We start from the raw sequence: 23,498 nt of genomic DNA on the forward strand, positions 1-23,498 counted from the left end.
TTATTCACCTGAAATTTCAATACAAAAAAATTAAAAATATTGTGGCAGGTATCGATTTTAATTCTTTTAGAATCGATTATATTTGCAAGCGATTATTAAAGAAACAAGGTTTCAGAAATGGCTAAAACGATTAAGCACTCCGAGTTTGTACTCATCGGAGGTGGAATAATGAGTGCCACATTGGCAATCCTACTTTTTGAGAAATTTCCTGGTAAGAAAATAACAATTATTGAAAAGCTGCCTAAAATGGCAGAAGAGAGTTCAGAAGCATGGAATAATGCCGGAACTGGGCATGCAGGTAATTGTGAATTAAACTACACACCGGAAAAAAAAGGTGCTGTACAAAAGGGTGCAATTGATGCGACTAAGGCAATTAATATTTCAGAACAGTTTAATGAAACATTATCGTTTTGGAAAGATTGTGCTGAAAAAGGATACATCAAAAACTTGTCTAAGTGTATAAATGAAGTACCACATATTAGTTTTGTTGAGGGTGCCAAGAATGTAGAATACTTAGAAAAGCGATGGAAAACTTTAAAGGAAATACCACATTTTAGAGAGATGGTATTTTCAAAGGATATTAATGAAATTAAAGAATGGATTCCTTTAATGATGGAAGGTAGAAGCGAAAAGGAAACTATTGCAGCTACGTTTTTTGAGAAGGGATACGATGTTAATTTTGGAGAAATAGCCGATCAATTGTTTGCTTTCTTAGGAAGACAAGATAATGTAGAGTTAGTAAATAACAGTAACGTGTACAATTTACAGCAAACCGATAATAAACGTTGGTTGATTTCAGTTAAAGGGCAAAATGTTGGCAAACACTGGAAAATTGTTACAAACTACGTGTTTATTGGTGCTGGTGGAGGAGCCTTGCCTTTATTAGAGAAGTCTAATATAAAAGAGGCCAGAGGCTATGGAGGTTTTCCGATTAGTGGGCTTTGGTTGCGTTGTACAAACCCTGAAGTTATTGAAAGACATCAGGCAAAAGTTTATGGAAAGGCCAAAAAGGGCTCGCCTCCAATGTCTGTACCTCATATGGATACCCGTATGATTAATGGGCGTAAAGAGTTGTTGTTCGGACCGTTCGCAGGTTTTACCACGAAGTTTTTAAAGCATGGATCAATGTTCGATTTACCGAGATCGGTGGAATTTGATAATATCATGAGTCTTTTAGGAGCGGGATATCAAAATTTACCATTGGTAAAGTATTTAATCAAACAGGTTAGCTTAAATTTTAAAGACCGTATGGAGATGCTTCGTGAATTTTATCCGGAAGCTAACGATGACGATTGGAAAATTGTTGTGGCAGGTCAGCGTGTACAGATTATCAAGCGCAATAAAAAGGGTTTCGGTAAACTGGAATTTGGAACCGAAATTATCGTTTCTAAAGATAAATCCATTGCAGCATTGTTAGGAGCGTCGCCAGGAGCTTCGACATCGTATTCTGTAATGAAAAATGTAATTGAAAAATGCTTTTAAGCACTGAGATATAACATAAAAAAGCGGCTTTAAACCGCTTTTTTTATAACTATGTAGAACTCTACTTAACTAATAGAGTTCTTTAATTTTACTCAGTTTATTTTCCCAAAGTTCTAAAGACTCTTTGTGCGTTTTAATGTTGTTATGCACTTCTTTAACCAAAGGGTTGTCGTCGTCAACATTCGTGAAGAATTGTAAGTTGTTTTCCAACTGGTTAATCTGACCTTTAACTTCGTCAATCTTTTTACGAATAAATGAACGCTCGTTATCTAAATCTCTGTTATCATCATCGGTATTCATATGGTCAAGTTTGTTTTCAAACTTAATCATTTCAACCTCGTTTTTATCCATTTCTAAGCCCGATAACAAATCATCAACGGCTTTATTGAATTTGCCTTCTACGTAGCGTTTGTCGTTAGGTACGCGTCCCAATGCTTTCCATTGGTTTGTGAACTCTTTTATTTGTTCAATACCTTTATCTTTATCTGAAAATGGTTTAAGATTTTTTAGAGTATCTAAAAGTTCTAGTTTTTTAGTGAAAGCTTCTAAGCCTTCTTTATTGGCTGCATTCTTTTTAGCATGTAACTTATCAAAGTAAAAATTACAAGCTGTTTTAAATCGTTTCCAGATTTTATCACTGTCTTTACGAGGAACGTGACCAATTTTTTTCCAATCATTTTGAATTTTTTTCATGAGTGGGGTAGTCACTTCGTAATCTTCACTGTCTTTATTGTCTTCGGCAATTTTAATTAAATCCAGCTTCTTTTGAAGGTTGGTATATTGTTCCTTTTTAAGGTCTTTGTAGAACCCGTTTTTACGTCGGTTAAAGGTTCTTACCGCATCTTTAAATTTAGCCCAGGTATTTTCATTTTCTTTAATAGGTACCTTTCCTGCATTGAAGAATGCTTCTCTTAACTCTTCAACTTCTTTAATTTTCTTTTGCCAACCATTATGAGACGTAATATGTTCAGCAGTTATTGCTTTAATGGCTTCAACAATGGCAAGTTTGGTTTCTAGATTTTTTTCGTAAACTTTATCGATTTCCTGAAAATAAACCTGACGTTTATCGTTAATAGTTTTGGTAGCAGCTTTAAACTTGTTCCAAATTTCTTCGCGATATTCTCGTTGTACAGGACCTAATTCTTCCTTCCACATTTTGTGAAGTTCCTGAAGTTCTCTGAAAGCGCGTAACACATTGTCGTCTTTAGCTAACTCTTCAGCACGATCAATTATTTTCAGCTTCTGGTCTAAGTTATGTTTGAAGTCTAAATCGCGTAAATCTCTGTTTAAATGTAGAAAATCGTAAAACATTTCTACATGGTGGTGGTAGCTATTCCAGGCATTATTGTATTTGTCTCTTGGAATAGGACCTGTATTTTTCCAACGCTCCTGAAGTTCTTTAAAATGCTTGTAGGTCGTATTGATGTTTTCTTCAACATTTAATAAGCCTTTAAGTTCTTCGATAATTTCAAGCTTATCGGCTAAATTTTGTTTCAGATTTTTTTCAATATTCTGGTAGTATTCGTTACGTTTTTTACGATAATCGTTGTAAGCTTCTTTGTAACGTTTTTGTACAGGAGAGCTGTAATAAAAATCTATTTCGTTGCCACCTTCGTTTATAAAGTCTTCTTTTTTCTCGTCCAGAAGGGCTTGAAACTTGTCTTTAAACTCGTTGTTAATGGCATCGACATGTGTTTTTATAGCCTGAACCTTTTCGTTTTTAAGTAAACGTTCTAACTCTATGGCCAGGGCTTCAAGCGACATGGTGTCGTAAGCTTTTAGCTCGATGGTGTGCCTGTCTTTATGACCTTCATCTTCGGCATCTTCAGCATTAGATTCGTCAATTTCATCTAAACCGTGATCATCATTGTCAGATTCTGAAGCTGAGGCATGAACAGTTTTGTCTTCCTCGATGGTTTCAGACTCCTTGGCATCAGTAGATTCGGTAGATTCTATTGACGTGTTTTCTACTAATTTTTTTTCAGAATGTTCCTCATTCTTACTTTGCTCTTCTTTTCCGTTCAGGTTATTTAAATCAGACATTTTAAAAAATGTTAGGGTTCGTAATACAGCTTTGTGTGTTTAAAGATACTAACAAGTCTATTATTTACAAATATTTAGAAGGCAAATTATTTGCGCGTACTGTAAGAATATTTGAAATTTTTACTGAGTTTAAATAGTAACATTCCAGATAGACCATGCTTTTTCAGCTTGAAAAACAAGCATGTCTAAGCCGTTTACCGTGGTTGCGTGACGTTCTTTACCTAGTTTTAAAAAGGTGGTTTCTTCTGGATTATAAATTAAATCGAAAAGAATATGTTTATCTGTGATACCGTTATAAGGAATATCGGGATGATTTTCAATATTTGGAAATGTGCCTAGCGGTGTACAGTTTATAATAAGTAAGTGATCTGCAATGATGGCTTCGGTTAATTCATTGTAAGTGTATTTAACAGCTTCTGAAGCTGTTCGCGACACATAATGATACTCTATTCCCAGCTTTTTTAGGGTGTACGCAATGGCTTTACTGGCACCACCTGTTCCTAGAATTAATGCCGATTTATGACGTCTTTTTAAGTGTGGTTTAAGAGATTTTTTAAAACCGTAACAATCGGTGTTGTATCCTACAAGTTTTCCTTTTTTAGTCACGCGTATCGTGTTAACCGCACCAATGGCTTTTGCTTTTTTGTTGAGTTTATCTAAATACGGAATGACTTCTTCCTTGTAAGGAATCGTAACGTTTAATCCTTTTAAATCTTTAGTATTTTCTATGATTTTAGGAAGTTCATCAAGAGATGGTATATCGAAATTTTCGTAAGTCGTGTTGTTAATTTGTTCGTCTTCAAATTTTCTTTTAAAGTACGATCTGGAGAAAGAGTAGGAGATGCTTCTACCTAAAAGCCCTAATTTATTCATTAATTTTTCTTGTTTTTTGTCCATAGTATTCCAATGCCAAAACAATGGCAACACCCATAAAAATATATGCTATAGCATAATAGGTTTCGGTATTGAGTTCCGGAATATAGCGTTGATAGTTGGCTACGATTTTAGTTCCTGTAGAATCCATCATTGGCTTGCCGTCTTCAGAAAGTTTGTAGATGGTGTACTTCCATGGCCATACAACACCTAATGATCCAACTATAAAACCGATGATAGCGGAAAGCGTAATACTTTTATAACGTTTTAAAATGTAGCTTAATATATGGGAAAAGGTAACTAAGCCAGTTACAGAGCCTAGGGTAAAAACCGCTAACACTTTTAACATGCGAATGCGTTGCGAATTGTGTATAAAGTCGAAGTTTCCTCTGAATATATCAGAAAATGTATCGTATAAGGCGTTGACTGAATCGACTAACAACAAGACATAATTTCCTAATAGGATTAAAATGAAGGACCCTGAAAATCCTGGTAATGTCATGCCTGAAACACTAATGATGCCGCAGAAAAAAACAAACCAAAGATTGTCGTTTTCTTTAGCCGGATTTAAAAAACTAATACCTGCGCCTAACAAAATGCCTATGGCAAGCGAGGTATAGGTTCTATAATTCCAGTCTTTGAAATCTTTATTGATGTAATAGATAGAGCCGATAATCATGCCGAAAAACACACTCCAAACATAGAGTTCATAGTTTTCAATAAGATAATCTAAAACTTTCGAAACGCTGAAATAGCTGACAATCATTCCGAAGAATAGTAGACTAATAAAACGTCCGTTTATGTAATTGTAAAAACTTTTATAACGTCCGTTAATCAGTAATTTAAAAGCTTTACCGTTAATCTTTTTTAAAGAATATATAAATTCTTCGTAAAAGCCGGCTACAAAAGCAACCACACCGCCAGACACACCAGGTACTTTATTGGCAGCACCCATTCCTAATCCTTTTAGAACTAGAAATATTTTGTCCTTAAGTGTTCTGGTGCTTTCCATTTATGCTTTTTTTGCGCCTATCTTTTCAAGAATAAAAATAGTTAAAAATCCCAGGATCATCAGTATTATGGCAAATACAATTTGATTATCACCATTAAAAGCAAAAGGGGAGATGCTTTCCTGGATTAAAGGCGATTTGATGCCTTCAGAATTTGTATGCCAGCTTAAGGTATTTTTCCAAGGCCAAACTTTGTTAAGAGAACCGAAGATAAACCCGGTTAACAAAGCTAAAGTAATGTTGTGGTAGTTTTTAAATAGCCATTTTAAAGCATGACTAAAGCTTAACAAACCAATAATGGCACCAGAGAAAAAGATGATTAATTTTTTGATATCGACATCATGAATGGCATCACTTAAAGTTTTATAAGCGCCTAATATGATTAAGATGAAAGAGCCCGAAATACCCGGAAGAATCATGGCGCAAATAGCTATGGCGCCTGCAAAAAACAAAAACCAGTCGCTATTGTTATTTTCCATAGCAGGAAGCGAACTAATATAAAAAGCAACTACAGCTCCAATGATTAGCGATAATATGATGGAAGCATCCCATTTGGTTACTTGTTTGCCCACAAAATAAATACTAGCTACAATTAAACCAAAAAAGAAAGACCAGATTAAAACGGGTTGATTTTCTAAAAGATATTTCGCCAGTTTCATAAAGGAAACATAGCTGATAACAATACCACTTAAAAGCGCCAAAATAAAGTTACCATTAACTTCACTCCAAAATGCTTTAACGCCTTTGTCGAAAAGCGTTTTTAAAAGCGAAAGGTTAACGTTGCTAATAGTTGAAATTAACTCTTCATAAATTCCCGAAATGAAAGCGATAGTACCACCTGAGACACCAGGAACAGCATCGGCTGCACCCATGGCTAAGCCTTTAAAAGTAATGATTAAATAATCAATTAAGCGTCGTTGCATATTTTGGTTTTGCATAAAAACCAAAGGTATACATTTTAATTAAACAGAGACTTATTGATTTGTTTTTAGTATGTTTTTAACAAGTATTTTGTTAGCTACTTCAGGAAAAAGTTCCTCTACAATAAAAGCGTAATCTTCGTTGTGATCTAAGCCATTTTTAAGGTAAAAAACACCTTTATCTTCTTCATTTAAAGATAAATATAAGCCTGCTAAGCGATATTCTATTTCTGAATTTTCAGGATAAAATTCAATAGCCTGCTCAAAATTGTAAATGGCAGCTTCAGGTTCGCCTAATTTAATTAAAATATCGCCTCTTGAAAGCCAAGTATTTAGTTCGTAATTGCCTAGTTCTAAGGTTTTTTTGTAACCGCGCTCAGCTTCTTCTAAATGATTCAAGCGATGATTGATTTGCGAATATAATTTCCAGTAAACCACATTTTCAGAATCTATGTTAATCGCTTTGTTGATGTAGTAAAGCGCTTTTTCATAGTCTCTTTTTTTGTTGTAAAAACGGGTTATGGCAATCCAACCTTTATCTAATAACGGATCTTCATGAACTGTTTTGTAGTAGTACTGAACAGCTAATTCGTCATTTTTAAGCTTTTCATGACAGCTACCAATACGCAATAGAGCAAACGAAGTCGGGTCGTCTAATTCTAATGTAATGGAATAGTTTTCAATTGCTTCGTTAAAACGTTTTAGTTTTTCTAAAACTTTACCACGTTCTAAATAGGCGCCGACAAAAGTATCATCAGAAATGATAGCAAAATCGTATGCCGCCAAGGCCTTTTTGTAATTTTTAAGATTGTAGTACTGTTTACCTAATTGATGCCAGGCAACTTCGCAATACGGATTTTTGTCTAAAAAGATATTTAAATACTCAATAGCTTCTTCAGTTTGATTTAAGAATTCAAAACAGTAAATCACGTTATAAAGTGCCGAGTAATCTTCAATATCTTCTTCTAAACACTTTATAAAACATTCTTTAGCTTTTTCAAATTCATCAAGAAAAAGGTATTCCATTCCTATAAGCGAATACAAATCTACAACGTCATCAGTCAGTTCAAGTGCTCGTTTAAGTACATCAATAGCTTGTTGATGGTCGTCTTTTTTAGAAAAGATATTGGCTTTCTGGATGTAGATTTCTTCATTCATCGGATCCAGATTATAAAGTTCGTTAAGCAACGTGTCTGCTTCAACAAGTTTGTTTTCAAACACATAAACTTCAACTTTAAAAAGTCTTAGATTGACCGAGGTAGGATGTTGGTCTAAGCCAAGTTTGATAGCTTTTTTAGCCAAAGCTATTTTACCTTGATTCAGATAGTGATGAATGATGTTTTCAAATTCCTCTGAGTCAAAAAACAACACATGGTTTGTTTTTAACATCGACTCGAATTTGGTTAGAGGTAAATTGTTGTTTTCATCTTGACTAAACTCCATAGGCACATTTGTAAAGTTCTACTACTATAAATTTAATGTTCTATTTTAATGATTAGCCGCCAAAACTTAAATGTTTTTAACAAAGTAATGAACAGCTAAGGAGTTTATTTGTAAAATTAAGTTGTTTGTTGAGAGTTAGTCGTTTGTCGATGTTTTAGCTTTCAAGAATATCGTCTAAAATGGAAATTATTATAGAACAGCCTTTAATTATCTCTTCTTCTGAAATGGTAAGTGGTGGCGTAATTCTTACTGCACGACCTTCGAACAGTAACCAGAAGAGAATTAAACCAGCCTCCTGACTTTTTAAAACAACCGTATTTGCTATATCTGCAGATTGTATTATTGGAGCCAACATCAGACCTTTTCCTCGTATTTCTGTAATCAGTGGATGTACTAAAAGTTTTCTGAAAAGTTGTTCTTTTTGTAAAGCTTCAGCCATCAAATTGGTTTCGGTGATTTCCTTCAGTGTCGCTAAAGCCGCCGCTGCAATCACCGGATGCCCTCCAAATGTGGTGATGTGTCCCATTTTAGGGTTGTCCATTAATAAATCCATATGTGCGGTTGAAGCAGTAAAAGCACCTATAGGCATACCGCCACCCAAACCTTTACCCATAACCACAATATCTGGAATACAATTGTAATTTTCGAATCCGAATAATTTTCCAGTTCGACCAATACCTGGTTGAATTTCATCTAAAATAAGAACCGCGCCAACCTCGTCGCAACGTTTTCTAACTTTTGTTAAATAATCATTTTTGGGTTCAATAAATCCTGCGCCACCTTGAATGGTTTCGAGAATAACTCCAGCTGTTTTTGTTGTTATTTTAGTAAGATCATCTTCGTTATTGAATTCTATAAAACGAATGCCAGGTAATAGGGGTCTGAAGGCTTGTTTGCGTTCTTCGTAGCCCATAACACTCATAGACCCCATGGTGTTACCATGATACGCTTTTTTAGCAGCGATGAGTTCACTTCTACCTGTAATACGTTTGGCGAGTTTTAAAGCACCTTCAATAGCTTCAGTTCCAGAATTGGTTAAATATGTTTTGTCTAATGGTTTAGGTAGGTTGTCAGCGATAAGTTTACACAAATCTATGGGGGCTTTTTGAATGTACTCCCCGTAAACCATAACGTGCATATATTTATCAAGCTGCTCTTTTATGGCATTTACAACTTTTGGATGGTTATGGCCAAGCGGCGTTGCAGAAACCCCAGAAACAAAATCTAAGTAATCTTTGCCATTGGTATTATAAATATAACTACCACTAGCATGACAAATTTCCATAGATAATGGAAAAGGAGAAGTTTGTGCTTGATATTTTAAAAAGTCTTCTTTCATACTGAATTATTCTTTTGATTCTGGTGTTTCTTGGATTTCTGTCACATTGGCATCTTTTAAAAAGACAATTTCACTTGAATCAATACTACTAATTATAATCATTAAATCATCTCCATCATCTTGTTTTTTTCCTACTACTTCATATCGAACCCAATCTTGTGTTAAACTTATTTTATTAGTTCCATAATACTCTCCATTATTAGACGATCGTCTTAGACCTATGATAATTTTGCCTTTACCTTTTAGAAAAATAGAGAATTTATACTTGTTTGGTTTAACAGATATCAATTGATAAATAAAACCAATATTGTATCCTTTTATCACGAGGTTTTTTGAAAAACTATCTTTTGAAAATTTTAATTTGAATTGTTTAGAACTGGAATCTTGAATTATATCAACCATAATAAGGTTTTTCTTCCATTTATCTGATAGGAAATCATTAGAAGATTGTAAAAGGTTACTTGATATTCCTTTTCCTGCCATATTAATCCTCTCCATCATTTCATCATTAAAGAAATCATCTTCAGGTATATAATCTTCAAGACCTTGGATTGTGGGAAGAATTAGTGGTGCATCTTCCTCAAATAAATCTTCCACTGTTTGCGGACGTTCATCTTCGCGCCAGTCAAAACCTTTGAGGTGTTTGTCCTTGTCAAGATATTTGGATTCTGGAGGTAGTGTGCCATCCACCTGATTAAATCTGGTATATTCTTCAATATCGCCATTAGCGAATAGAATAGAAATACTTCCGGATTTTGCTTTGTCAATTCCTACTAATTCCTGTTTGTCATTGCGGACGTAAAAAATAGATTGCGCATTTTTGGTAATATCAACAGTGCGTAATTGGTTTTCATCATCAAATTGTCCAAGTAACTTTAGTCCATTAATTTGGTTATAACCATCATCGCTTAAGGTGTCTTTACTGATGATAAATGCATTATTGAAAACAAGAAGCGAATCCAGTTTTTCTGTTTTTGTATTTGAAAACAGGTGAATGGTGTCGCCGGTCATTTGACTTTCGATATTCCACATAATTGGACGTCGTTTGGTGGAAAATTTATCCAGAGTTGCCAAACGATTTAAGTTGATAAGTTGCGTTAAACCTGTTTTTTGATTCGAGTGAATGGAATCGGCTTTTCCGCTTAAATCCGTTTTAAAAATTTTAGCGTTGTAATAGGCTCTTAAAATACGTTCGTCCGGTTTTCCTGTCACCATAATTTTATCGGCGTGCATGTATATCGAGTCATTCTCCTGTTTGGTTGCTGCTAATGCCCGTTTTGTTATGAATAAGGAATCCTTTTCTTTAAAAACTTCGGCGTAATGCCCTTTAATAATGGTTTTGTTTATTGTGTCGGTAACCTTTATATTGTTGGTAGCCGAAGCAAAATTAATGTTATTATCGAAGTACAAACTATCTCCTTCAATAATACGGTTGTCGTAATCGATTCTGGAGTTTTTAACAGCGTAGCCTATTTTTTGTTTTACATTATAAAAACCTTTTTCACAGTAGGTTTTGCTGGTTTCGGTGACTATTGTTGAAGGACCATATAAATAGGCGTCTTCAGTATCTGAATAAAAATCGAAGTAATCAGAATTTATAACGGCATCATCACTTGTTAAAACTACATTTTCTGTAAAGCGATGTTTTTTTTCTTGCATTAAATAGCGCCCAACTTTACTAGTGATTGTACCCGATGTATCTACTTCAACTAAACCACCACTTTTATAAAATGCAACTTGATTAATTCGGTCGAAATACAATGTGTCGCTTGAAATAGTAGTATTTGGGTCTTTTAAAACGACTTCACCGCTTGCAAAAGCTAATTCAGAAATACCACTATATTCAATGTATTTGGCAGACATATTTATGGTGTCACCCTGAATCATTTTTACATTTCCATAGGCTTCAATAAAATTTTCTTTCCCGTATCTAATAGCCTTATCACACCATAAATCTGTTCCGTTATGGTATAAATGAACTTGCTGAGAGTCGTCTCTTGTTAAAATCGTAGCTCCAGGATAATTTACTTCATCACGATTGAGTCTTCCAGAGTATTTAATATCTATTTGTCTTTTATCTTGAGCAAATACATTTAATGTAGCTAAGAAAGAAGATAAGAAGAGTAATAGGTATATAGGGTTTGAATTTTTCAAGATTAAAAAGTTTGTAGCAAAAATAACGATATTTCTAAAGTTTAATTGTTTTGGTACAAAAAACGCTCCAAAATATTTTAATAGCATCTATTAAACGAAAAAAGACCACTTAATAAGTGGTCTTTTTTATTTCGGAAAGAAATAAAATGAATTATTTACTTCTGAAAATTGTTTGTTTTCTATCCGGTCCTACGGAAACGATAGTAATCGGAATTTCTAATTCTTTTTCTAAGAACTCGATGTAATCGTTTAATGCTTTAGGCATTTGAGAAGCATCCGACATTTCGGTTAAATCTTCTGCCCAACCTTCAACTTCAGTGTAGATTGGTTCTACATTTTCAGGGTCGATATTGTAAGGGAAATGTTTAATAACGTCTCCTTTATATTTGTAAGCGGTACATACTTTTAAGGTTTTAAAACCAGAAAGCACGTCACCTTTCATCATCATTAACTGCGTAACACCGTTAACCTGACAAGCATATTTTAAAGCTACAAGGTCTAACCAACCACAACGTCTTGCACGACCTGTTGTAGCACCAAACTCGTTACCAACACGGCTCATAGTCTCACCATCTTCATCGAATAATTCCGTAGGGAATGGCCCTGAACCTACACGTGTAGTGTACGCTTTAAAAATACCGAATACTTCACCAATTTGATTTGGTGCCACACCTAAACCAGTACAAGAACCAGCAGCAGTCGTGTTACTTGAAGTTACGAATGGATAGGTTCCAAAGTCGATATCTAATAGAGACCCCTGAGCTCCTTCAGCTAAAATAGTTTTACCCAATTTTTGCGCTTGGTAAACGTATTCTTCAGAATCAATAAATGTTAATGTTTTTAAAACTTCGACAGCTTTGAAGAATTCAGCTTCTAATTCTTCTAAATTATATTCAATTTTTGCATCGTAAAACGCAATCATAGATTCGTGCTTATCAGCTAACGATCTGTAACGTTCTTGCCAATCACTTAATTCTAAATCACCAACACGAATACCGTTACGTCCGGTTTTATCCATGTAAGTTGGTCCGATACCTTTTAAAGTAGAACCAATTTTAGCTTTACCTTTTGAAGCTTCGCTAGCCGCATCTAATAAACGGTGCGTTGGTAAAATAATATGTGCTTTGCGAGATATTACTAAAGATTTTTTGTAATCAACATTTTGCTCTGCTAATTTGTCTAGCTCGCCTTTAAAAATTACAGGGTCTATAACCACACCGTTACCAACTAAATTAATAGTGTCTTCATGGAAAATCCCAGAAGGAATGGTATGTAAAACGTGTTTTTTACCGTTAAAAACTAAAGTGTGTCCTGCATTTGGTCCACCTTGAAAACGCGCAATAATGTCGTAGTTAGAGGTAAGTACGTCAACAATTTTCCCTTTGCCTTCGTCACCCCATTGTAATCCTAGTAGTAAATCTACTGCCATTTTAAATATAAATTATTTAGTTGCTTTTCTATTTCCGTAGAAATAAAGTGAATGATTATTAATTTCGATATCGAAAACTTCTTCGATAGTTTTTTTGATAGACTGAATTCTTGGGTCACAAAATTCTATAACTTCTCCAGTATCGGTTAAGATTACGTGGTCATGTTGTCTATCGAAATATGATTTTTCGTAATGTGCTTGATTTTGACCAAACTGGTGTTTTCTAACCAAACCACATTCCAGAAGTAATTCTATGGTGTTATAAAGCGTAGCGCGAGATACACGATACTTTTTATTTTTCATATTAAGGTACAGAGACTCAATATCAAAATGTTCTTTGTTATTGTAAATCTCTTGTAATATAGCATACCGTTCGGGCGTTTTACGGTGTCCGTTGGTTTCTAAAAAGTTAGTAAAAACACTTTTTACTATTTCTTGATTTTTTGTCTCTGCGTTTGCATTCATAATTTCGTTGCAAATTTACACTTTTTTTACACTCTAGTAACCTTATCTATACCATTAATTTTTCGAAGTTTTTCTAATAACTTTTTCAAGAGGGTATTGTTCTTGACGATTACGTTGATTTTTCCTGAGAAAATACCGTCGTGACTTTCAAAACTGATGCTCTTCATGTTAACGTGCATATTTTCAGAAATGATTTTGGTGACATCGTTTACTAGTCCTATGTGGTCGATACCGGTAATAATAATCGTTGCTAAGAATTCCTGCTGCGAAGAATCAATCCATTTGGCAGGCATAATTCTATAGGCGTAATTCGATTGTAAACTCAGGGCATTCGGACAGTTCTTCTTATGAACTTTGATGCCTTCTGAAACGGTTAAGAATCCAAATACATCATCACCAGGAATAGGGTTGCAACAGGTTGATAGTTTGTAATCCAGTTTTTCTTCTTCCTTGCCAAATACCAGTAAATCATAATTAGAAGTAACTTCTTCTTTTTCTAATTCTTCCTTACTGATATGTGTTGGTTTTCTGGTAATTTTACTCTTAATGAAATTCATTAAGGTATTGCTTCTAGAGGATGCAAAATCCTTTAACATGGTATTGTCTATGGTGCCAATACCCACGCGATAAAATAAATCTAAGCTGGTTTTAAGTTTAAAATAATTTACCAGTTCGTTTATAGAAGCCTCATTAAGCGTAATTTTTAATTGCTTTAGTTTTCGTTTAAGAAGTTCTTTACCATCTTCGCCAATTTGTTTTTTGTCTTCACGTAAGGCCGATTTAATTTTACTTCTCGAACGCGCCGTAGTGGCATAATCTAACCAGTTTGCGGTAGGTTTTGCACTTTCGGAAGTTAAAATACTCACCTGATCGCCACTTTTTAGTTCGTAGCTCAAAGGTACCAGTTTACCATTGACTTTAGCTCCGCGAGTTTTCATGCCAACTTCGGTATGAATACTGAAGGCAAAATCGATTGGTGTAGCACCTTTTGGTAAAGATTTTAATTCTCCGGCAGGGGTGAAAACGAATATTTCTTTAGAATATAAGTTGAGTTTAAACTGTTCAACAAAGTCAACCGCATTGGTTTCTGGGTTTTCCAAAGCTTCCTGAAGTTTGTTTATCCAATCTTCAAGGCTGTCTTCTTTTTCGTCTGCTTGTTTGTATTTGTAGTGAGCAGCGTAGCCTTTTTCGGCAATTTCATCCATACGCTCACTACGAATCTGCACTTCAACCCAACGACCTTTTGGTCCCATTACGGTAATATGAAGAGCCTCATAACCTGTGGTTTTAGGTGAGGAAATCCAGTCGCGTAAACGAATTGGGTTAGGGCGGAAGTGATCAGTAACGATGGAATAAATTTTCCAGGCCAGGAACTTTTCGTTAGCAGCATCACTTTTATAAATGATACGAATCGCAAATTTATCGTAAACTTCATCAAATGTAACGCCCTGTTTAATCATTTTTCTTCTGATGGAAAAAATAGATTTTGGGCGGCCTTTAATCGTATAATTTAAGTGTTCGCGATCTAAGGTTTTCTTGATAACATCACTAAACTGTTCGATGTATAAATCCTGTTCTTCTTTACTTTCTTTAATTTTATGAAGAATGTCGAAATACACATCAGGCTCGGTATACTTAAGACCTAAGTCTTCTAATTGGGTCTTTATATTGTACAGACCGATACGATGGGCCAGAGGGGCATAGATATATAAGGTTTCCGATGCAATTTTTTCTTGTTTATCAGTACGCATCGAATCCATGGTTTGCATGTTATGCAAACGATCGGCAATTTTTATAATGATAACACGAACGTCGTCGTTAAGGGTTAAAAGCATTTTACGGAAGTTTTCCGCTTGAAGCGAAACATCCATATCTTTTTCTTTACTTAATGAGGAAATCTTGGTTAAACCAGCAACTATAGTCGCTACGGTTTTACCAAATAAACGCTCGATGTCCTCGATTTCGTAATCGGGACTATCTTCAACTACATCATGCAGTAAGGCCGCGGCAATTGATGTGGCATCTAATCCAATTTCCTGAGCAACAATTTTAGCTACAGCAATGGGATGAAAAATATAGGCTTCGCCAGATTTACGTCGCTGATCTTTATGTCCGTCTAAGGCAACATCAAAAGCTTTACGAATTAATTTTTTATCGTCGTCAGTAAGTGTTGTGTAGCTAACTTTAAGTAACTCTTTGTAAGCCTTGGTTATGGCTGCATTTTCTTTTTCTATTTCTTCCTCTGTCATATCTTAAAAGTAACATAAAGAATATTAACAACCAATAGCAGTTCTGCTTTTTTTAGGTTGATTGTTGTGATTACGAATTTAAAAATTTAACCAGCTGCGCCACTGCATTTCCACGGTGACTTATACTGTTTTTAATGCTTAAATCGAGTTCGGCGAATGTCTCGGAATAGCCTTCGGGTTTAAAAATAGGGTCGTAACCAAATCCTTTTTCTCCATACTTTTCTTTGGTGATTTCTCCTTTACAAATACCGGTAAAGGTATGAAGTTTGTTTTCTAAATGCAGTGCGATTACGGTTTTAAACTGCGCTTGTCTATTGGATTCATTTTCTAAGATAGAAAGTAGTTTATTCATATTGTCATTTGCGTCACGTTGTTCACCGGCATAACGAGCTGAATAGACGCCGGGTTCACCATTTAAAGCTTCAACTTCCAAGCCAGTATCGTCTGCAAAACAATCGTAACCGTAATGGGTTTTTATGTATTCGGCTTTTTGAATAGCATTGCCTTCAATAGTGTTTTGACTTTCAGGGATATCTTCAAGACAATCAATATCCTCCAAACTTAATAGGGTGATGTGCTCAGGAATTAAAGCTTGGACTTCTTTTACTTTGTTGAGGTTGTTGGTGGCGAAAACCAATTTCATACGTTAAATTTTAGGTTCAAAAATAAGAGTATTACGATTAATTAGATTATATTACATGACAAAAATCAATATAATTTAATAACCATACTCTTAAATTTGAGTATTAATAAAAACAATATATTATGACTGTAAATTTTCAATATGTAGGTGTAGATGTAAGTGAAACTCTTTCGGCTTTTACAGAAGAAAAACTAAGTAAAATGTTTAACCGTTATGAGTTTTTAATCAGCGCGACGGTTTATTTTAAAATAGATGAAAAAGAGCATGAAACGGGAAAAATTTGTAATATAGAATTGAGTGCCCCAGGGCCTCGTTTATATGCGACATCGATGGAAAAAAACTTCGAGGTTGCTGTTCGCGCTACAATTAGCGATTTAGAGCGACAGTTAGAAAAACGAAAAGAAGTTATGAAAACGTATTAATGTTATCGGTGGTGATACGGCTCGTTTCTTAGAATCGTATAACCACGGTATAACTGTTCAATAAAAAATAAGCGAATCATTTGATGGGAAAATGTCATTTTAGAAAGTGATATTTTCCCATTTGCTTTTTGGTACACGTCGTCTGAGAATCCGTAAGGGCCGCCAATAACAAATACCAATTGTTTGATGCCTGAATTCATATGTTTTTGTAAATAGTCTGAAAACGCTACCGAATCGAATTGCTTTCCGTTTTCATCTAATAAAATCAGAACATCGGTGTTGCTGAGTTTACTTAAAATAAGTTCACCTTCTTTTACTTTTTGCTGAGCTTCGCTTAGGTTTTTTACATTCTTAATATCAGGAATAATGTCCAATGAAAATTTAATATAAAATCCTAAACGCTTCTGATAATCGTCTATAAGTACCTGCAGATTTTTGCTATCTGTTTTGCCTATCGCAATCAATTTTATGGTCATAAACGCAAAATTACTATTTACTATTTATCAAATATGGATTTAAATGCTAAAAATTTAAAAATTCGTAAATGTAAAATTTAGTAAAGTAAATCAATTTATTATTTTTGTTGCAAACCAACAATTAATTATGATAACACAAGAGCAGTTTGATCAAGAAGTCAAATCAATAATCGCCAATGCTATTAGAGAGGATGTAGGAGATGGAGATCATAGTTCCCTAGCTTGTATTCCGGAAACCGCCAGAGGTAAAGCCAAATTATTAGTAAAAGATAAGGGTATTATCGGTGGGGTTAACTTTGCTAAAAAGGTTTTTGCTTATGTAGACAAAAGTTTAAAACTTGATGTTCTTATTGAAGACGGATCGGAAGTGACCTATGGAGATGTGGTAATGTATGTTGAAGGACCGTCGCGATCTATTTTGAAAGCAGAACGCACCGTTTTAAATGCGATGCAACGTATGAGTGCTATTGCAACTAAAACCCGTATGTATGTCGATTTAGTGAAAGGGACGAATACAACCATTTTAGATACCCGAAAAACCACACCAGGGATTCGTGTATTGGAAAAATGGGCTGTAAAATTAGGAGGTGGTGAGAATCACAGATTCGCATTATACGATATGATTATGTTGAAAGATAACCATATCGATTTTGCAGGAGGTATTACCAATGCTGTTGAAATGACTAAACAGTATTTAAAGGAAACCGGAAGAGATTTGAAGATTATGGTTGAAGCCAGAGATTTAGTTGAGGTTAAAGAAATCTTACAGCTAGATGGCGTTTACCGAATTTTATTAGATAACTTCGATTACGAGGATACCAGAAAGGCTGTAAAAATGATTGGAGACAAGTGTTTAACGGAATCTTCAGGTAATATCAATGAGTCTACCATTCGCTTCTATGCCGAGTGTGGCGTTGATTTTATTTCTTGTGGAGCCTTAACACATTCAGTTCATAACATGGACTTAAGTTTAAAAGCTATTAAGTAGTTTAAACGTTTAAACAATCCGAAAATATAGACAATTGTAAACATCAATACTTTTTTAAGTATTGATGTTTTATTTTAATAACTTTGTTATAAACGATAAAATAAGTTATTAATGACCAAACCTATTGAAGACAAACTCGATACCATTCCGGTTATAAATGTCTTTGTTCGGTTTTTTAAGAAAATTAAATTACCAGGTTTAGAAGGCTTGTCGTTTTACGATTTATTAGAACTCTACATAACGGGTATAGTTAAAGGTGCAGTAACCACCAGGGCCAGTGCTATTGCGTTCAGTTTCTTTACAGCGCTTTTTCCGTTTTTATTATTCGTTTTATTCATCATACCTTATGTGCCGATTGACGATTTTAAAATTGAATTTTTAAAGTTCTTAGAGTCATTTTTGCCACCGACCACGTCCGATTTTTTCTTTCAGAATATTTTTGAAAATATCGATCAATCGCAACGTGGCGGATTATTGTCTTCAGTGTTTGTATTATCATTATTGTTAATGGCAAATGGCGTGAATGCGGTGTTTTCTGGTTTTGAGAATTCCTATCACGAGCAGTTATCACGTAATGTGTTTCGACAATATTTATATGCGCTTAGCGTTGCCTTAATTCTAGCGTTTCTCTTAATTTTAACCATTGCATTTTTAGGGTATTTTCAAATTTATGTGGTGCAACGATTGTTTGATACACTAGAAAACAAAGGGTATCAGGTAGCGACTCAGAGTGTGTTTTGGTTTAATGTAGTGAAATATGTGTTTTTCATATTAATGGTGTATATAGCCACGGCAACATTGTATTATTTTGGAACAAAAGAAGGACGACATTCTCGTTTTTTTTCTATAGGGGCTTTATTTACAACCATTTTAATAATAGTGTCTTCGTTTCTGTTTGGTATTTATATTGAAAATTTCAGTCAGTATAATAAGTTGTACGGGTCCATCGGAGCATTATTAATTTTGCTGTTTTATCTGTGGCTTAACGCAAATATTTTACTTTTGGGCTACGAATTAAATGCCTCGTTAAACAAACTTCGAAAACGCTAAATATTCATGCAGCATTTTATTGATGTTATTATTCCAGTACCGTTACAAAAACTATTTACATACAGTATAACTGCGGCCGAATCTGACTTTTTAAAAGTAGGTATGCGAGTGTCGGTACCGTTTGGTAAATCTAAAATTTACACTGGTATTGTTTATAAAATACATAATGAAGCACCTGAAATTTACGAAGCAAAAGATATTCATCAGATTTTAGATGAAACACCAATCCTCAACGAAAATCAATTAAAACTTTGGCAGTGGATTGCGAGTTATTATATGTGTACGCTAGGCGATGTGATGCGTGCCGCCTTGCCAAGTGCTTTTATCTTAGAAAGTGAGACCATCATTACAAAAAATAATGAAAAGGAAATTGATGAATCTGTTTTAAAGGATGATGAGTTTTTGGTTTTTGATGCTTTGCAGTTTCAGTCGTCGTTAAAGATTCATGATATTTCTAATATTTTAGGAATTAAGAATGCCTTGCCAATTATTAAGCGTTTAATTGAAAAAGAAGTTATTACGGTTGAAGAGGAAGTTTATGAAAAATATAAACCCAAATTAGTTCGTTATGTGAGGCTTCATAATAGTTACACATCCGAAGTCGATTTACATCAGTTGTTAGACGATTTAAGTCGGGCACCAAAACAACATAAAGTCATTATGACACTGTTTTCGTTGTCGGCTTCTACTAAAAAGCCTATTAAGGTAGCCGATTTAACGAAGGCAAGTGATGCATCGTCTTCAATAATAAAAGCTTTAATTGATAAAGGAATTCTTGAAGAATACTACATTCAAACCGATAGAGTAGAGTATGCAGGTGATGATGATAACGAATCGACGAAGCGACTAAACACGTATCAGGAAACAGCGTTAACTGAAATAAAAGCGTCGTTTAAAACGCAGTCGGTTGTTTTGCTTCATGGCGTAACATCTTCAGGAAAAACAGAAGTTTATGTAAAGTTAATTGAAGAAGCTTTAAGTCGTGGTGAACAAGTATTATATCTATTGCCAGAAATAGCCTTAACAACACAGTTAATAGCCCGACTTCAAAATTATTTTGGCGAGCAGGTATCTGTATATCATTCCAAATATTCAACTCACGAACGGGTTGAGGTTTGGAATAACGTGTTGAACAATAGCAATAAAGCACAGGTGGTTTTGGGAGCGCGTTCTTCTATATTTTTGCCATTTAATAATCTCGGGTTAATTATTGTTGACGAAGAGCATGAGCAGTCGTTTAAACAATTTGATCCAGCACCGCGTTACCATGCCAGAGATACCGCTGTTGTTTTAGCGCATTTTTATCAGGCTAAAACTCTTTTAGGTTCGGCAACACCAAGTTTAGAAAGTTATTTCAATGCTAAGCAGAATAAATATGGTTTAGTTGAAATCACTAAACGATATAATAATGTCTTGATGCCAGACATGGAGTTGGTTGATATTAAGGATAAGCAGAAGCGTAAGCGTATGAAAGGGCATTTCAGTGATCGATTGATTGATGAAATGACCGAAGCACTTAGTGAAGGTTTTCAGGTGATTTTATTTCAAAATCGTCGCGGTTTTTCACCAATTGTCGAGTGTAATACTTGTGGGCATTCGCCACAATGTCCTAATTGCGATGTGAGTTTAACGTATCATCAATATAAAAACCAATTACGTTGTCATTATTGCGGGTATGTAATGGCGATGCAAAATAATTGTATGGCCTGTGGCAGTCCGGAAGTAGATAGCAAAGGTTTTGGAACTGAGCAGATAGAAACCGAAGTTAAAGCCTTGTTTTCGGATTATAAAGTAGCTCGAATGGATTTAGATACTACTCGAGGTAAGTATGGTTACGAAAAGATTATTACGGCTTTAGAACAGCAGGAAATCGATATTCTGGTGGGGACTCAAATGCTTACTAAGGGATTGGATTTTAGAAATGTGAAGCTGGTAGGTGTTATGAATGCTGATAATATGTTGAACTTCCCAGACTTCAGAGCACATGAACGTAGTTTTCAATTGATACTTCAGGTAGCTGGTAGGGCAGGCCGAACCGATGTCCGCGGAAAAGTATTGATTCAAACATATAATCCGCATCATAATATTTTACAGCAAGTATCGACGAACGATTATTTGGGTATGTATAATGAGCAGATGGATGAGCGTTATAATTTTAAATATCCGCCTATATACAAACAGATTAAAATAACATTGAAGCATAAAGATTATTTAAACGTTGAGAATGCTTCCATCTGGTATGCTAAATCGTTGCGAAATGCCTTTGGAGATTTTGTCTTAGGGCCAGAGTCTCCGCCGGTAGCGAGAATCCGTAATTTATATCATAAAAATATATTGGTTAAAATTCCGAAGAAACAATCTTTAGCAAAAACAAAAGAAGCTATCATTAAAATTAACAATAGCTTCTTGAGTATTAAAGATTTTCGTTCAGTTAAGGTGGTTTTAAATGTTGATAACTTTTAATAGAGAGACGACTTAACTAAGTTGTGGGGCTTAAATATTATTTAAGGCGTCTACTAAAAGTGTCTTCTTGTTTCTACTTAAAGGAATTTCGTAGGCACCAACTTCAACATTTTTACTGTTGTACCTGTCGATTTTATCCAGATTAACAATATAAGACTTGTGAATTCTTAAGAATTTATTCTCAGGTAATTCCTTTTCAAAAGATTTCATGGTAGATAGTACCACTAAGCTGGTTTCTTCAGTAACTAATTTTACATAGTCACCTAAAGCTTCTATCCATTTAATGTCTTTAATATATACTTTACGTTTTTTAAGATTGCTTTTAACAAAGATGTGTTCGCCTTCTTCTTCGCTAAAATCCTGAATCAACTTATGTTGTTCTAAAGCTTTTTCTACAGATATATTAAAACGTTCCCTGGTAATTGGTTTGTGTAAGTAATCGGTAGCATCGTAATTAAATGCTTTAAAAGCATATTCTGTTTTACCGGTTACGAAAATAATTTGAGGTTTATTGTTTAATACGTCTAAAAGCTCGAAACCATTAAGTACAGGCATTTCAATATCTAAGAAAATTAGATCTACCTGATGCGTATTCAAACCATTTTTGGTTTCTAAAGCACTACTGTACTCTGCTATTAAGTTAAGATTTGGGTGATTCTCTACTAACTTAACAATAGAAAGACGTTGTATTGCTGAATCGTCTACTACTACACAGTTTAAAGTCATAACATTTCAATTATTTCGGTTAAGATATCGACAATAGTACGAAAAAATCCGCTAAAAACCAAAAAACATCGTTAAAATGTATTTTTTAACAAATATTTAACAGCTGTTTTCGCCGACAAATATAAAGTAAAAAATGATTTTAAATATAGTTGTTTTATATGGAATTAATGGTTATTTTTGCACCCAATTTTTTAATCATTAAAAACGATTTTTATGAATCATTATGAAACTGTTTTCATCTTGAATCCCGTTTTGTCTGAAGACCAGATAAAGGAAACAGTAAAGAAATACGAAGATTTTCTTGTTTCTAACGGTGCAAAGATGGTATCAAAAGAAGATTGGGGACTAAAAAAATTAGCTTACCCAATTCAACACAAAAAAAGTGGATTCTACCATTTATTTGAGTATACTGTAGAAGGAGAAGTAATCAACGCTTTAGAATTAGAGTTTAGACGTGATGAGCGTTTTATGCGTTACTTAACTGTAAGTTTAGACAAGCACGCTGTGGCTTGGGCTGAGAGAAGAAGAGAAAAACTAAAACAAAAAGCGTAATTATGTCATCTATAGAGCAACAATCTAAAGGGAAAAAAGACGGAGAAATCAGATATTTAACTCCGCTTAATATTGACACTAATAAAACGAAAAAATATTGTCGTTTTAAAAAGTCAGGTATTAAATACGTAGACTACAAAGATCCAGATTTCTTATTAAAGTTTGTAAACGAGCAAGGTAAAATTTTACCACGTCGTTTAACTGGAACTTCATTAAAGTATCAAAGAAAAGTATCTGTAGCTGTAAAAAGAGCTCGTCACTTAGCTTTAATGCCATACGTAGCAGATTTATTAAAATAAAATACCGATAACAATGGAACTTATATTAAAACAAGACGTTGAAAATTTAGGATTTAAAGACGATGTTGTAACAGTTAAGAACGGTTATGGTAGAAACTTTTTAATTCCTCAAGGAAAAGCTATTTTGGCTACAGTATCTGCAAAGAAAGTTTTGGCAGAGAACTTAAAGCAAAGAGCTTTTAAAGAACAAAAATTAGTTGATGATGCTAACAAATTAGCTGAAGCATTAAAAGCTTTAGAAATTAAAATAGCAGCGAAAGTAGGAGCAGGAGATAAATTATTTGGTTCTGTAAACAACATCGACGTAGCTGAAGCTTTAGAAAAAGAAGGTCACGCTATCGAGAAAAAATTCATTACTGTTGCTACAGTAAAACGTACTGGTAAATATAATGCTGGTATCCGTTTACACAGAACAGTAAATGTAGATTTAGAATTTGAGGTTGTAGCTCAGGCTAACTAATTTGCATGTGAA

21 protein-coding genes are annotated in these 23,498 nt (G+C 34.4%); 8 read left to right on the forward strand and 13 right to left on the reverse strand.

The window, feature by feature from the left end; genetic code table 11:
• Nucleotides 1-117 precede the first annotated feature (117 nt).
• Nucleotides 118-1,482, forward strand: a complete 1,365-nt coding sequence (gene mqo / locus ICJ84_RS15830; RefSeq protein ID WP_188217395.1) for a malate dehydrogenase (quinone) — start codon at nt 118-120, stop codon at nt 1,480-1,482.
• A gap of 69 nt (nt 1,483-1,551) precedes the next feature.
• Here mqo and ICJ84_RS15835 read toward each other — a convergent pair whose 3' ends face one another.
• The 11 genes from ICJ84_RS15835 to ICJ84_RS15885 all read right to left on the reverse strand — a co-directional run bounded on the left by ICJ84_RS15835 (nt 1,552) and on the right by ICJ84_RS15885 (nt 16,050).
• Nucleotides 1,552-3,525, reverse strand: coding sequence for a DUF349 domain-containing protein (locus ICJ84_RS15835; RefSeq protein ID WP_188217396.1), 1,974 nt, complete (start codon nt 3,523-3,525; stop codon nt 1,552-1,554).
• Nucleotides 3,526-3,654: 129 nt separating this feature from the next.
• Nucleotides 3,655-4,398, reverse strand: coding sequence for a shikimate dehydrogenase family protein (locus ICJ84_RS15840; protein ID WP_188217397.1), 744 nt, complete (start codon nt 4,396-4,398; stop codon nt 3,655-3,657).
• The gene (locus tag ICJ84_RS15845) at nt 4,391-5,410 is read right to left on the reverse strand and encodes a DUF368 domain-containing protein (RefSeq protein WP_188217398.1); all 1,020 of its coding nucleotides are present in this window, start codon (nt 5,408-5,410) and stop codon (nt 4,391-4,393) included. The genes ICJ84_RS15840 and ICJ84_RS15845 overlap by 8 nt, the downstream gene beginning before the upstream one ends.
• Nucleotides 5,411-6,331, reverse strand: coding sequence for a DUF368 domain-containing protein (locus tag ICJ84_RS15850; RefSeq protein ID WP_188217399.1), 921 nt, complete (start codon nt 6,329-6,331; stop codon nt 5,411-5,413). It abuts the gene before it with no gap.
• A gap of 51 nt (nt 6,332-6,382) precedes the next feature.
• A complete protein-coding gene (locus tag ICJ84_RS15855) occupies nt 6,383-7,771 on the reverse strand; it encodes a tetratricopeptide repeat protein (RefSeq protein ID WP_188217400.1) in 1,389 nt (462 codons plus the stop codon).
• Between the two features lie 154 nt (nt 7,772-7,925).
• Nucleotides 7,926-9,110: an aspartate aminotransferase family protein gene (locus ICJ84_RS15860; protein ID WP_188217401.1), complete on the reverse strand. Its 1,185-nt coding sequence runs from the start codon at nt 9,108-9,110 to the stop codon at nt 7,926-7,928.
• 6 nt (nt 9,111-9,116) lie between these two features.
• Nucleotides 9,117-11,264, reverse strand: coding sequence for an OstA-like protein (locus ICJ84_RS15865; RefSeq protein WP_241748776.1), 2,148 nt, complete (start codon nt 11,262-11,264; stop codon nt 9,117-9,119).
• Nucleotides 11,265-11,415: 151 nt separating this feature from the next.
• Complete coding sequence (locus ICJ84_RS15870) at nt 11,416-12,693, reverse strand: adenylosuccinate synthase (RefSeq protein ID WP_188217403.1); 1,278 nt, start codon at nt 12,691-12,693, stop codon at nt 11,416-11,418.
• A gap of 12 nt (nt 12,694-12,705) precedes the next feature.
• Nucleotides 12,706-13,158, reverse strand: a complete 453-nt coding sequence (locus ICJ84_RS15875; protein ID WP_188217404.1) for a Fur family transcriptional regulator — start codon at nt 13,156-13,158, stop codon at nt 12,706-12,708.
• A gap of 26 nt (nt 13,159-13,184) precedes the next feature.
• Complete coding sequence (locus tag ICJ84_RS15880; protein WP_188217405.1) at nt 13,185-15,407, reverse strand: RelA/SpoT family protein; 2,223 nt, start codon at nt 15,405-15,407, stop codon at nt 13,185-13,187.
• 70 nt (nt 15,408-15,477) lie between these two features.
• Nucleotides 15,478-16,050: a non-canonical purine NTP diphosphatase gene (locus tag ICJ84_RS15885; protein ID WP_188217406.1), complete on the reverse strand. Its 573-nt coding sequence runs from the start codon at nt 16,048-16,050 to the stop codon at nt 15,478-15,480.
• Between the two features lie 122 nt (nt 16,051-16,172).
• Here ICJ84_RS15885 and ICJ84_RS15890 point away from each other — a divergent pair, with 122 nt between their 5' ends.
• Nucleotides 16,173-16,472, forward strand: coding sequence for an HPF/RaiA family ribosome-associated protein (locus ICJ84_RS15890; protein ID WP_188217407.1), 300 nt, complete (start codon nt 16,173-16,175; stop codon nt 16,470-16,472).
• 2 nt (nt 16,473-16,474) lie between these two features.
• Here the strand turns inward: ICJ84_RS15890 and rlmH are convergent, their stop codons facing one another.
• Nucleotides 16,475-16,948 carry a 23S rRNA (pseudouridine(1915)-N(3))-methyltransferase RlmH gene (gene rlmH, locus ICJ84_RS15895; protein WP_188217408.1) on the reverse strand — a complete coding sequence of 158 codons (474 nt, stop codon included), beginning with the start codon at nt 16,946-16,948 and terminating at the stop codon, nt 16,475-16,477.
• 127 nt (nt 16,949-17,075) lie between these two features.
• Between rlmH and nadC the strand changes: the two genes are divergently transcribed.
• From nadC to priA, 3 genes are all read left to right on the forward strand, one after another.
• The gene (nadC, locus tag ICJ84_RS15900; RefSeq protein WP_188217409.1) at nt 17,076-17,936 is read left to right on the forward strand and encodes a carboxylating nicotinate-nucleotide diphosphorylase; all 861 of its coding nucleotides are present in this window, start codon (nt 17,076-17,078) and stop codon (nt 17,934-17,936) included.
• A gap of 111 nt (nt 17,937-18,047) precedes the next feature.
• A complete protein-coding gene (locus tag ICJ84_RS15905; RefSeq protein WP_188217410.1) occupies nt 18,048-18,986 on the forward strand; it encodes a YihY/virulence factor BrkB family protein in 939 nt (312 codons plus the stop codon).
• A gap of 6 nt (nt 18,987-18,992) precedes the next feature.
• Nucleotides 18,993-21,449, forward strand: a complete 2,457-nt coding sequence (priA, locus tag ICJ84_RS15910; RefSeq protein WP_188217411.1) for a replication restart helicase PriA — start codon at nt 18,993-18,995, stop codon at nt 21,447-21,449.
• A 30-nt stretch (nt 21,450-21,479) separates the two neighbouring features.
• On the opposite strand, the gene ICJ84_RS15915 is transcribed toward priA, so the two are convergent.
• Nucleotides 21,480-22,175: a LytR/AlgR family response regulator transcription factor gene (locus ICJ84_RS15915; RefSeq protein ID WP_188217412.1), complete on the reverse strand. Its 696-nt coding sequence runs from the start codon at nt 22,173-22,175 to the stop codon at nt 21,480-21,482.
• A gap of 213 nt (nt 22,176-22,388) precedes the next feature.
• Here ICJ84_RS15915 and rpsF point away from each other — a divergent pair, with 213 nt between their 5' ends.
• Genes rpsF through rplI form a run of 3 tightly spaced genes read left to right on the forward strand, consistent with a single transcriptional unit; the run spans nt 22,389 to nt 23,486 of the window.
• Entirely contained in the window at nt 22,389-22,727 is a 339-nt protein-coding gene (rpsF, locus tag ICJ84_RS15920; RefSeq protein ID WP_188217413.1) for a 30S ribosomal protein S6, read from the forward strand.
• Between the two features lie 2 nt (nt 22,728-22,729).
• Nucleotides 22,730-23,026 carry a 30S ribosomal protein S18 gene (gene rpsR, locus ICJ84_RS15925; RefSeq protein ID WP_188217414.1) on the forward strand — a complete coding sequence of 99 codons (297 nt, stop codon included), beginning with the start codon at nt 22,730-22,732 and terminating at the stop codon, nt 23,024-23,026.
• A 13-nt stretch (nt 23,027-23,039) separates the two neighbouring features.
• Nucleotides 23,040-23,486, forward strand: a complete 447-nt coding sequence (gene rplI / locus ICJ84_RS15930) for a 50S ribosomal protein L9 (RefSeq protein WP_188217415.1) — start codon at nt 23,040-23,042, stop codon at nt 23,484-23,486.
• Nucleotides 23,487-23,498: the final 12 nt, after the last annotated feature.

The organism is Aestuariibaculum suncheonense, from assembly GCF_014596935.1.
Classification (GTDB): Bacteria; Bacteroidota; Bacteroidia; order Flavobacteriales; family Flavobacteriaceae; genus Aestuariibaculum; species Aestuariibaculum suncheonense.